The organism is Psychrobacter immobilis (assembly GCF_003148585.1).
Lineage (GTDB): Bacteria > Pseudomonadota > Gammaproteobacteria > Pseudomonadales > Moraxellaceae > Psychrobacter > Psychrobacter immobilis.
The window spans coordinates 95,727-107,825 of record NZ_QGGM01000009.1 but is presented as its reverse complement, the minus strand read 5'-3'; the positions used below and the strand labels follow the sequence as shown (position 1 = coordinate 107,825).

The following is a 12,099-nucleotide window of genomic DNA, read 5'->3' as shown; positions in this document are numbered from 1 at the left end:
TTGCAAGGCGTAAGCTGTCTCAATTACTGCGACATTTATCTTATCACTTAATATCTCAGATGAATGTTCAGTAGACCAGTGGATAAAACAGGCGGTTATAATATTAAATACTTATCATGCCGATAGCATTCAACTTTTTGTGAGCGGTATCGATTGACTACAGGGTTGGTGTGGCTGATTGAAACGATTAAGCGAATCTCTAATAATTGAGTAATATTTTACATAGAAATCAACAACTCGCTAATACTAATCAAGCCATAAGTCCACTACCAAATGTATTCAAACCGTACGGCTACGTAACTGCAATTTGCCATATTTTTGTAGTAATTACTAGAATTTTCTTTGTACAGAAGCATATATATTCATATTGAGTCAGGCAGATATGACTACAAATAACGATAAAATATCGCATGTTTTGACCGTTGTTAGATATCGAATCAATAGATAAAGCCACATCGACTACACAAAAACAGAGCGGTCATTCATCGCTCATCTGTCACTCCTCTATGCTGGACAAGCTATGCACTAAAGATAACGTCAGTCGTTCGATGAGATCTGTGATGTAGATGTTATCAATAATAGGTAATAAAAACGAGCAATAGTCATGGGATAGCAGTGTGGTTTTGCGGTTGTGTTTTGGTAACGGCTAATTGTAAAAATACCGAGATAGCGCCATCATTGTGTAAGATATCTTATCCTATAGGTTCGTTTCGTTGATAAGACGAGATCATAGGGCGGCATACGATTGCTATCGTACTCACTAACTGCTGTTTTTATGTTTAGTGTGGCTTTAATATAAGTGATGCGCCTTTATTATAGAAAATATGCGGCTTCAATATAAATAGACATACATTTGCATGACCTCATGTATCAGCTTCAAAATATAAGCTTTAAAAAATTATTAAAAAAGTGCTACTGGCTATTTGTTATTTACCATTATTAGGAGAAACAATGATGACGCGTCAATCAATTGTAAAACCCATATTGCTCGCAGCCGTGTTAGCGACGTCTACCGTTGGTCTAAGCGGTTGTGGCTACAACAACCTGCAAGCTCAAGATGAGCAAGTTACCGCGTCGTGGTCAGAAGTGGTGAACCAATATCAACGCCGCGCTGATTTGGTACCAAACTTAGTCAAAGTCGTGCAGCAGTATGCTGAGCAAGAACAAGAAGTGTTTACTCAAGTAGCTGAGGCACGCTCTCGTGCTGGTAGCATTACTGTGACGCCAGAAGTACTGAATGATCCAGAAGCGATGGAGCGTTATGCAGCTGCACAGGAACAGATGACAGGTGCATTATCACGTTTGATGGCTGTCTCTGAACGTTATCCTGAGCTAAAGTCAGATGCTTTGTTCCAAGACTTACAAGCCCAACTCGAAGGCACTGAAAACCGTATTGCCGTCGCTCGTAACCGTTATATTCAAGAAGTGCAAAGCTATAATACGACGGTGCGCCAGTTCCCAACCAACATTACAGCAAAAGTATTTGGTATGAATGCCAAGCCAAACTTTAGCGTGGCGAATGAAGACGCTATTTCAACTGCACCAAGTGTTGACTTCGGTGATGATAAGTCAGCGACAGCTGAGTAGTGATGATTAAATAGAGATGAAAACAGAGCGGGATTTGCCGCTCTGTTTGTTTAAATTTTTATCGTTTAGCTTAGTTAGCCACTAGTTTGCTTAGCCACATTTTTAAAGGTATTGATGGATATGAATGCCTATTAAACTTAATACCAAATCCAAAAAGTACGATTAGCTGTGTCAAATATGGTTTCTTTGCTATGCTAATTTTTGTGAATGGTATCACGTAGATTCACTCAGTACAGATGTCACTTGAGGTGGTATAGATTAGATGAACAATTCAAAAGCAATCCTATCAGTATTACTGTTCACACTCAGCATCAGTAGTGCGCCTGTGTTGTATGCTGCGCCTAATGAAGCCATTGATAGCACCTCAGACATGCAAAGTCGTAGTGTTGAGGACTTGGTAGCGATTGCCAAAGCGGGCGAGTCTAATGAAGCGATCAATGACGCTGTATTGGGTAATGATGCAATCAATAATGCCATTTTAGGTAATGAGGCGATTAACCCTAATGTGGCTAATAATGAGGCAATAGTTGGGTCAACAGCCGCAAATCCTTCTCCTATACAGTCAAATGCACCCAGTGTCGATGCTGATAAGCTCATATTAAATAATCCTGTGGTTGATCAGGCCAATATTCTAAATCCGCAAGAAAAACAGCGTCTAGAGGCGCAGCTTAGAAATATTTATCAGCAAGGTCTTGCCCAAGCAGCGGTGGTTATCGTTCCTACGACCAATGGCGTCCCTATCTTTGACTATGCTCTACAAGTAGCTGAGAAGTGGCAGCTGGGCAATAAAGACATCGATGATGGCTTACTCATGGTAGTCGCCGTCAATGACCGTGATATGTACATTTTGACGGGTTATGGACTAGAGGGTGTCTTACCAGATGCTGCCGTCAATCGTATTATTCGTGAAGATATCACGCCGTTATTTAAGCAAAATAACTATGGTGCTGGAATAATAGCTGGCGTTGACGCACTCAAAACGCGGCTGACTGCTGATCCTGAGGTATTGGCTCGTGCTGATGCGCAAGCAGCCGAGCGTAGTGCACAACAAGATTCAGACGAGCTACCATCGCCCATATTTTTATTCATTATGGCAATGATATTTGGAAGCTTTATTACCAGTATTTTTGGTCGTGTATTTGGTTCTATTATTACTGCTGGTGGGTTTTTTGCGGGATCGTTAGCCTTAGGCGGTGGTTTTTTTATGACCGTTATTATGGCTATATTCTTATGGCTATTTTTGATTTCACGTGGCGGCGGCGGAGGTAAAGGTGGATCTGGCGGCGGTCGTAGAGGCGGCGGCATAGTATTTCTACCTGGTATGGGCTCTGGCGGTGGTGGTTTTGGCGGTGGTGGTTTTGGCGGCGGCGGCTTCGGTGGTGGCGGCTTCGGTGGTGGCGGCGGCGGTTTTGGCGGCGGCGGTGCTGGTGGCTCGTGGTAGACGCTTGGTAGATGCTTGGTAGATGCTTGAGTAAGAACAGATACTAAACGACCGTCAGCAATGACGTATTTGAGGAAATAGTAAAATGTCAGAAAACAACGCGTCAAATCCCAGTTTTGCCCGCTGGTGGCGTCAAGTCTTATTTATTCCTATATTGCATAGTAAATGGTTAACAGCAGCGGCCAAAGCACGTTTAACAGACGAGGTGACCCATGCAGAGCGAGGGCATCGGGGTGAGGTGTTTTTGATTGTAGAAAACCATCTGCCGATTCAAGAGGCGTATTATATTGGCTGTCGCGAACGTGCGATTGAGCTGTTTAGTGAGTATCGAGTTTGGGATACTGAAGAGAATACGGGCGTCTTGGTGTATGTCAATATTTGCGAGCACCAGTTAGAGATCGTAGCTGATCGTGGTATCAGTGCTCATGTCAGCCCCACCGTTTGGCGGGCGATGTGTGACAAGGCTGTGTCAGGTATTGCCAATCAAAAAACCGAAGAAAGCTTGGCTGAATTGTTAGATGAAGTTGGGCAAGTGCTGCGTCAGTATTATCATTTGGAGCAGGATCCAGCGGGTAACGAGTTGTCTGATACTGTGGTGTTTTTGAAGTAACGTTGATGAGGGAATCTGATGGCTTGTTATTTTGCTAGCATCGTGTTCTTTTATAGGGTTTCGGCATCAATTACAATATAATAGCGCCTTTATAAATTGAGGGTGATTGATATATTGCTCAAGCGTATATACAGGCTTTGCATTTATAAAGGCACCTCTCAAAAGCACTTCTCAAAAGTACTCTACTACAAAAAGCCGTCACTGGAATCCTATGATTGATTTAATAAAGAAATTACCAAAAGCTGAGCTGCATTTACATATTGAAGGCTCACTAGAACCTGAGCTGATGTTTAGATTGGCCAAAAAGAACCAGATAGAGATTCCCTATAAAAACATAGAAGATGTGCGCAACGCCTACAACTTCACCAACTTGCAAACCTTTTTAGATATCTACTATGCAGGCGCAAATGTCCTGATCACTAAAGATGATTTTTATGATTTAACGTGGGAATATATACTTAAGTGTGTTGAAGATAATATCATTCACACAGAGATATTTTTTGACCCGCAGACGCATACTGAAAGAGGTATACCTTTTGAAGTGGTGATAACAGGCATCAAAGAAGCGCTTGCAGATGCCAAAGAAAAATATGGTATCACCTCTTGTATTATCATGTGTTTCCTAAGGCATTTATCGCAAGAAGAAGCGTTTGAGACCTTAGAGCAAGCACTGGTATTCAAAGATGACATCATCGGTGTCGGTCTTGATTCGTCAGAGCTGGGCAATCCACCATCGAAATTCAAAGATGTCTTCAAAAAAGCTAAAGAAGCAGGTTTTAAGCTGGTCGCCCATGCTGGTGAAGAGGCAGATTTTTCGTACATTTATGAAGCACTGGACTTATTAAATATCAATAGAATCGATCATGGTGTGCAATCGATAAAAAGCCCAGAGTTGATGCAAAGACTGAAAGATGAGCAAATGCCGCTGACCGTTTGCCCGAACTCAAATATTGAGCTGAAAGTCTTTGATCATTACAAAGAACACAATATCAAAGAGCTGCTAGATTATGGTCTAAATATCACCATAAACTCAGACGACCCAGCCTATTTCAAAGGTTATATGAATCAGAACTTTATAAATATATGCGAAAATTTACCGCTAACAGAAGATGATGTTGTTACTTTGGTAAAGAACTCCTTTAATGCCTCATTTATTAGTGATGAATTAAAAGCAGCATATTTGGCGAAAGTCGATCTGGCACTAAAATAAACCAATTATGATTAGGTTTTAGATCCGAGGCTTAACGGTTGATATCAATCGTTAAGCCTTTTCTTTTTCACACGGTATGCTTTTTAGGTTCAAGGGACTTAAGTTTAGGTGACTTAAGTTCAAGTGACTAGAGCGCAGTGATTTTCTGGATTAATAACGGCATAATCACACCAGCTTTGTCCGCTAAGGTGATATCCACAATAGTATTCGGCGTTGGATTGGGATTTATCTCAATAATTTTGGCACCATTTTGCTTCGCTAACTGTGCGAGTCCAGCGGCAGGATAGACGAGACTGGAGGTGCCAATACTGATAAATACCTCGCAGTTCGCCGCCGCATCTTCTGCCGTTTGCCATGCTTGTACTGGTAATGCTTCGCCAAACCAAACGATATCTGGTCTGATATAGCCATCGCAATGGCGACAGGTCATCAGTGTGTCATCAAAATTGATTGTATCCTCGCTATGATACGAACCCCTCGATTGACTTTGGCAGGCTGTCTCACATTGACTACAGCGGTTATGCCACAGATTGCCATGCAAATGAGTTGCCTTACTGCCAGCTTGCTCATGTAAATCATCAACATTTTGAGTGATAAGCGTTAATGATTGATTGGACGACTGAGTCTGGTATTGCCACTGCGCTAAGGCAACATGTGCAGGGTTCGGTTTTTTATCCGCTACCAGTTGTCTGCGCCATTGATACCATGACCACACCAGTTTTGGATCACGAGTGAAAGCCTCAGGTGTCGCCAAGTCTTCCACACCATAGTTTTCCCACAAGCCTGTTTGCTTATCTCGGAAAGTTGGAATGCCACTTTCGGCTGAAATCCCTGCACCCGTTAAGATGCAAATATGCTGTTTGGATGTCAATAATTTAGCAGCAAGTTCTACTTCTGCTATTAACGCTGGTGATAATTCTGCTAACATGAGCCAACCCTTGCTAATAATGGATATCTCTTCTAATGATAGATGGAATTTGGTGGCTTGTCATATTGTTTGCCGTTATTGCCGCTTTATGGTTGTTGGCAAAGTCACGCGGCGTAAAAGTGGGTGAGACAATTCATAATAAATCGTCTAAAAGCGTGAAAAAACCTATTAATGACGACCTGCAAAAAACCTCCGTGCTGATCAAACAGTATTTTCCTGATTATCGAGTCACACGCAAGACCAATCACTTATTGCTCAGTAAACAAGATAGGAAAATTGCAATGATTACGATGGATAAGAAAATTGCTTCAGGTCAGCGCCTGTTGGGTAACGTGCCCGTGATTAATTATCATCGTGTGCCCAACCGTGCCCAGCTAGCGGCTAATTTGCAGCAAGCAGAATAGGCGAGTGTTATAAGCAAAATGCCTATCATATAAGAGAACTGTTTATCAATAGACGAGTATGCACAGTGAAATCCGCAAATATTTTGAGCACGGAGTTAATGGGTATTTGAGATTTAGGATGTTACTAGGGAAGGATGAAACAAATATTATAAATACGATGATTGGTGCGCTCGGCGGGAATCGAACCCACGACCCTCGGCTTCGGAGACCGATACTCTATCCAACTGAGCTACGAGCGCATAATAACAACGGCGTACGGTATTATCAACATCATGCCTAAACGAGCGTTATGAGCAGTAAAGATGTTGAAAAATAAAGACCGCTTAGTCTAACAAATAAAATCCATAAAGCCAATGAATGAAGACAGTGATTGATGTTTTTTAAGAAAAAACAGGATAGTCATTAAACAGGCATGGCAATCTACCTGCCTTTTCCCTTATAATGACAGGGAGAATTCATATTTATAATCACCGATTACAAGTGTGCTAGTACGCGGGATGGCTGTTTGCTATTGATAACTATTTGGTTGTCAAAGGAGGACAAGCAGAATGTCTGAGCCGTATGAGCCTTTGTATATGTAATAAGAGAACGTGACGAATGAGAAAAGTAGTTATGTTATCGGCAGCTGCCATTCTAGGAATCGCTAGTATCGCGGTGAGCCAAGCTGAAAGTGTTGTAGACACTCCTGTAACTGTTTCTGATGTAGCAGCAGCGCAGGAAGTGGTAGCAAATGCGCCTGAGCAATTGGGTGATGATACCCAAGCTGCTGCAGATACGACTGATGGCGAGGCACCTGCCGCAGAAACTGCCGCTGCCGCACCTGCGGTTGATGAAGAGCCTATTCCGCAAGATACGCCGCAAGTGCAAAAGCTGATTGCTTTGTATCCTAACTTAATTGCTCGCATTCAGCCAGTTGCTAAAGTGTGCTTTGAAGACGATGAAGTTTGTGATGTGACGGCACGCGCCGCTGGCCCAGCAGCGGGTGATGGTCCTCGTGATGGCAAAGCAGTATACAATGCCGTATGTCAGACTTGTCATGCTGCAGGTCTACTTGGCTCGCCAATCTTAGGTGACGCTGGTGCATGGGGACCACGTATCTCCAAGGGTAAAGAAACATTATACACTCATGCTATCAATGGTTTTAACGCCATGCCTGCTAAAGGTGGCGCTGATATCCCTGATGAAGAAGTTCAAAACGCTGTCGATTATATGGTTGGTGAAGCAAGCTAATTGTATTGACTATCTGGCTAAGCTTTTTACCCTATATATCAGTGGAGCGCCTATTTCATTAAATGAGATAGGCGCTTTTTTAATGATGAGTATTATCAATACAGTACTTCTAAGGCATTACAGTTGAAATTCACCAATACTAGCCTCACTTTATGACACTACACAGTCTCTTCTGTCTGTTTATATTCTAAAAACATTTTTACATAAATTTATAACCAATAAAGAGGTTTTCATGTCTGAGGTACCAGCACTTGCTATCCAGAATTTATCCAAAACCTATAGCAATGGGTTTTCGGCACTCAAAGATGTCAGTTTAACCGTCCCGCAAGGAGGTTTTTTTGCGTTGCTGGGACCAAATGGTGCTGGTAAATCAACCATGATCGGTATTATTAGCTCGCTTTTTAAACCAACCACTGGCAGCGTAAAGATCTTTGGCACCGACTTACTAGAGAATCCGTCTGTCGCTAAACAGTATCTTGGTATCGTCCCACAAGAGTTTAATTTTAATATGTTCGAAAAAGTCGAAGATATTTTGATTACACAGGCCGGTTACTTTGGTATTCCTGCCAAAGAAGCACGCCCACGGGCAAAACGATTATTAATGGCGTTAGGTCTGTGGGACAAGCGCAATAGCAAGTCACGTGAGCTATCAGGTGGTATGAAGCGCCGGTTGATGATTGCAAGGGCGCTGATTCATAAGCCAAAATTATTGATTTTGGATGAGCCAACCGCTGGGGTAGATATCGAGTTACGCCGCTCTATGTGGGAGTTTATGCAGCAGATTAATATCGAAGAAAACACCACGATTATTCTGACGACTCATTATCTTGAAGAAGCGGAGCAGCTATGCAAACGCATTGCTATTTTGGATCATGGTGAGATTCGTATTAATACCGAGATGAAGGACTTGCTAGCGCAGCTATCGGTTGAGACTTTTGTTTTTGATTTGGAGACACCGCTTACGCGTCAATTGGTTTTGGCAGGAGTGACAGACACATCGCAACCTGATGATCAGACGCTTGAAGTTACGCTAACAGAAGGCGAATCGTTAAATGGCGTTTTTGATCAGTTATCCGCGCAAGGTATTACGGTAGCTAGCATGCGTAATAAAGCTAATCGACTGGAAGAGCTATTTATGCGCTTAGTAGACAAAAATATCCAAAGTGCAGACAGCATGAAGGAGGCAGGATTGTGAGTCAAGAAATGATAGATCCTAATAAAACCATGTCATGGAATAAAAAGTGGATTGCTTTTCGCACCATTTTGTTAAAAGAGGTTCGCCGAATTCTGCGTATTTGGCCACAGACCTTGCTGCCACCAGTTATTACGATGAGTCTCTATTTTGTCATCTTCGGTAAGATGATTGGCTCGCGTGTCGGTGAAATGGGCGGCGTACCATACATGCAATTTATCGTGCCTGGCCTCATTATGATGTCGATTATTACCAACAGTTACTCTAATGTGGTATCGAGCTTCTTTAGTGCCAAATTCACCTCCAGTATCGAGGAGCTGTTGGTCTCTCCCGTATCCAAACATGCGATTTTGATGGGTTATATCAGTGGTGGTATCTTTCGTGGACTGGCCATTGGTATCATCGTTTCGATAGTCGCACTATTTTTTACCGACCTTGGCATTGAGCATTTATTTGTGACGGTATTTACGGTACTGGGTACGTCTATCTTATTTTCACTTGGTGGCTTTATAAACGCCGTGTTTGCTCGCTCATTTGATGATATCTCTATCATTCCAAGTTTTGTGCTTACGCCATTGACATATCTTGGCGGTGTGTTTTACTCGATGGAAAACTTGTCACCATTTTGGCAAAATATCTCGCTATTAAATCCTATTGTTTATATGGTCAACTCATTTCGCTACGGGATTCTTGGCTATTCTGATGTTAATGTTTGGTACTCGATGGCTGCTATTTTTGTATTCTGCGCAGTGTTTTATACCATTGCCTATCGCTTACTCAGTAATGGCTCACGTGTGCGTTTGTAGATTAGTTTGTAAAATGTAGCTTGTCACCTTATTATAAGAGTCCAACATTGTTGGGCTTTTTTTATGAAAATTTTTTTTGTCAGAAGTATGAGTAAGGCTTTTACAGCCACTTTATTGAGTACAATCACGAGCATTGCCATCGCAGCGCCACTTGCGGCAATGGATGATTATGAATGGGTTGTCATGGAGACGCCTGTAGATCCTGCAACGTATAAGTATGATTGCCATAACGACTACAAATATGAAACTTATGATGCGCTACAAAACTGTCTGTATAACTTGAGGGAAGATGCGGATAATGCGCTTAGTAAGCAATGGAGTATCAGCGATAAAGTCGTTAGAGAGAGAAATGCGGTTTATATCAAAGTCGCTAATCGGAAAAACCCACTAGTATTTGTTGATTACTCCAGTCCTTATGAGGAGGATTTTAATCCTTATTATTCGCTACAAGACTACGATAAATCACGGAAATTACTGACAATACATCAAAGCTTTTATGAAGGAGAGAGCTTGACGGTAGTGAATTTGGTTACTGGGTTTTGGCAAGATTTTAGTCTCAGAAAGCTAAATATCTCTCCTGATATGAGATATATAGTCGGTTTTGAAAGTGAAATGGGAGCGACGGAACACGTCAATATTTTGGAGCGACAAGATAGCGGTTACTATGAAGGCTACTATAAACAAGTCTATAGTAGTAGTTACGATTCAAAAAACTACGACAGTCATAAAAAGTTTTATCAAGCAGATAAAGCACAGCAGGTTTATGATAGCGAAACCTTTACTTGGATAAATGATGATAAGTTTTATGCAGATTCTTTTTATAAGTTGAATGAAGCGGATTCAGCGGCTTTTAGAGTACGATATACCTTTATTAAAAATACCTCAACGAATAAGTGGCAACTGTATGAAGGTAGTAGATAAATGATCGCTATCTCTCATTGTATAAAGACGGTGTTGACTGTCGCAGGACTATTTATATTGACCACAATAGCAGCCTTAGATGCACAGGCAGCGCCTTTAGCTTTAGAGCCATCGACAGGTGAAGAGATATGGATAAAAGTCGCTGCGCCTGTAGCGATAGACTGGTATGAAGACAGCTGTCGATACGATCATACTGAATATCGAACGTTTAAAGATTATGAAAACTGTATTTTTAAATCGTTAGCCCAAGCTGATAATGCACAAAGCCGAAAGTGGGGCTTGAGTGACCGCGTTATTCGAGAAAAAGATACCATTTATATTAATACACCCAACCATAAGCAACCATTGGTATTTAAGGATTATCTTGAACCGTTTGAAGAAGAGTATAGGGCTCATTATCAATTGCAGGATTATGATAAATCACATCATCTGTTGCAGTTACTACGTACGATGTATGAGACTCAAGCGACTGTCATTGTCGATTTAAACACAGGGCGCTGGCAAGAGCTGTATGCGACCAATCTTAAGTTTTCTAGCGATATGAATCAAGTGGTAGGGTTTAATGGTAGGCAAGGTGTGACCAGAGATATCATAATATGGGAGCGTCAAAAAGCTGACAATGACGGACGCTATGCAACGATATTTGCTAGTAATGAATTATATGAACAAGATTATGATAATGACAAAAAACATGAGGTGTACGAAGCGCGAGATATCAGTTGGACAAGCAATAATAAAGTTAACGTTGATTTTTATTACAGAGTCAATCCCACTGACACGGTAGCATTTCGCGTGCGCTATATTTATGCGGCTGATAATAAAGAGGGTAAATGGCAGAGAGTTTTACCTGATGTTAATACCAACGATTAAAAAACAATAAAAAGGTCTAGCTCTCATATGCAAATAACTCTATCAGTAGCCACTGAAATTCGCATCTGTATGACGAGTGCAATACTGCTAATGCTGTCAATGCCAGCACAAGCAGACCTGCCCAAAGCGACGATGGATGACTATGTTTGGGAGACTATAGAAGCGCCTATTTATCCTAACTGGAGTAAGGATTGTAATAGTAGAAATGAGCGGATTTATCAAGATTGCTTGGATCAGAGTTTGATGATTTATAATCAAAACCTCATCGAAAAACTACAATTATCAAAATATATTTCTCCTCAGCTAAACCAGACCACTATTACGATACCCAGTCATGAAACTCCTATCATATTGACTGATAAGCCTGTACAAGACGAAAACGGGGATGGCCTTAGGTATGTTTATCTTATAAATAGCTATGATAAAAATAAAAACTGGCTTTATCTATCTGGACAAGCCTATGAAACTAATAACACAGTATTGGTTGATCTAAACACGGGTGTTATACAAGAGTTTGAAGGATCGCATTTGACATTTTCACCAGACATGACTTATGCAGCCACGGTTAAAGTTGAGTTTCCAGAAGAAGAAGAGGTTATCATTTGGAAAAAGGACAAGTACGGTAGCTATCAGTATGATAAAAACAATATGGATTATGGAAATTTTCGGCAACATTTCAAGTTTTATGACAGTCGGAAGTATAGTCCAATGCCTTATAGTGCAAAGCTTGAATGGGTTACCAATGATAGCTTATTGGTAGATTTTTATTTTAATATGAGTGAGCATGACACTATTGCTTATCGAGTACGATTTAATTATGTGAATACAGAGCCCGCATCAGAGTGGCAAATGATTCCCATAAAATAGCCCATTGCTGTAAAATGACTGGTTTTTATTTCA

Annotated in this window: 12 protein-coding genes and 1 tRNA gene; 11 read left to right on the top strand and 2 right to left on the bottom strand. The window is 41.3% G+C overall.

The features are described 5' to 3' along the window. Positions 1 to 954: 954 nt before the first annotated feature. The 4 genes from C8D84_RS08845 to C8D84_RS08830 all read left to right on the top strand — a co-directional run bounded on the left by C8D84_RS08845 (position 955) and on the right by C8D84_RS08830 (position 4,848). Positions 955 to 1,587, top strand: coding sequence for a LemA family protein (locus C8D84_RS08845; RefSeq protein WP_045456163.1), 633 nt, complete (start codon positions 955 to 957; stop codon positions 1,585 to 1,587). A gap of 262 nt (positions 1,588 to 1,849) precedes the next feature. After that, positions 1,850 to 3,028, top strand: a complete 1,179-nt coding sequence (locus C8D84_RS08840) for a TPM domain-containing protein (RefSeq protein ID WP_109591533.1) — start codon at positions 1,850 to 1,852, stop codon at positions 3,026 to 3,028. Between the two features lie 85 nt (positions 3,029 to 3,113). Continuing rightward, complete coding sequence (locus C8D84_RS08835) at positions 3,114 to 3,638, top strand: TPM domain-containing protein (RefSeq protein WP_109591531.1); 525 nt, start codon at positions 3,114 to 3,116, stop codon at positions 3,636 to 3,638. 211 nt (positions 3,639 to 3,849) lie between these two features. After that, positions 3,850 to 4,848, top strand: a complete 999-nt coding sequence (locus C8D84_RS08830; protein ID WP_109591528.1) for an adenosine deaminase — start codon at positions 3,850 to 3,852, stop codon at positions 4,846 to 4,848. 127 nt (positions 4,849 to 4,975) lie between these two features. On the opposite strand, the gene C8D84_RS08825 is transcribed toward C8D84_RS08830, so the two are convergent. Then, positions 4,976 to 5,776: an NAD-dependent deacylase gene (locus C8D84_RS08825; protein ID WP_109591526.1), complete on the bottom strand. Its 801-nt coding sequence runs from the start codon at positions 5,774 to 5,776 to the stop codon at positions 4,976 to 4,978. A gap of 35 nt (positions 5,777 to 5,811) precedes the next feature. Between C8D84_RS08825 and C8D84_RS08820 the strand changes: the two genes are divergently transcribed. Then, positions 5,812 to 6,180 (top strand): hypothetical protein, encoded by a 369-nt coding sequence (locus C8D84_RS08820; RefSeq protein WP_109591524.1) that lies wholly within the window; start codon positions 5,812 to 5,814, stop codon positions 6,178 to 6,180. A gap of 162 nt (positions 6,181 to 6,342) precedes the next feature. Here the strand turns inward: C8D84_RS08820 and C8D84_RS08815 are convergent. Beyond that, positions 6,343 to 6,419, bottom strand: a tRNA-Arg gene (locus C8D84_RS08815). Between the two features lie 358 nt (positions 6,420 to 6,777). On the opposite strand from C8D84_RS08815, the gene C8D84_RS08810 reads away from it, so the two are divergent. The 6 genes from C8D84_RS08810 (at position 6,778) to C8D84_RS08785 (ending at position 12,066) form a co-directional block, all read left to right on the top strand. Beyond that, positions 6,778 to 7,410: a c-type cytochrome gene (locus tag C8D84_RS08810; RefSeq protein ID WP_109591522.1), complete on the top strand. Its 633-nt coding sequence runs from the start codon at positions 6,778 to 6,780 to the stop codon at positions 7,408 to 7,410. A 232-nt stretch (positions 7,411 to 7,642) separates the two neighbouring features. Continuing rightward, on the top strand, positions 7,643 to 8,605 hold the full coding sequence (locus C8D84_RS08805; protein ID WP_109591520.1) for an ABC transporter ATP-binding protein: 963 nt from the start codon (positions 7,643 to 7,645) through the stop codon (positions 8,603 to 8,605). Between the two features lie 29 nt (positions 8,606 to 8,634). Further along, a complete protein-coding gene (locus C8D84_RS08800) occupies positions 8,635 to 9,408 on the top strand; it encodes an ABC transporter permease (protein ID WP_045446727.1) in 774 nt (257 codons plus the stop codon). 63 nt (positions 9,409 to 9,471) lie between these two features. Beyond that, complete coding sequence (locus C8D84_RS08795) at positions 9,472 to 10,329, top strand: hypothetical protein (RefSeq protein ID WP_109591518.1); 858 nt, start codon at positions 9,472 to 9,474, stop codon at positions 10,327 to 10,329. Continuing rightward, positions 10,330 to 11,199, top strand: a complete 870-nt coding sequence (locus C8D84_RS08790; RefSeq protein ID WP_109591516.1) for a hypothetical protein — start codon at positions 10,330 to 10,332, stop codon at positions 11,197 to 11,199. A gap of 27 nt (positions 11,200 to 11,226) precedes the next feature. Next, complete coding sequence (locus C8D84_RS08785; protein ID WP_109591514.1) at positions 11,227 to 12,066, top strand: hypothetical protein; 840 nt, start codon at positions 11,227 to 11,229, stop codon at positions 12,064 to 12,066. Positions 12,067 to 12,099: the final 33 nt, after the last annotated feature.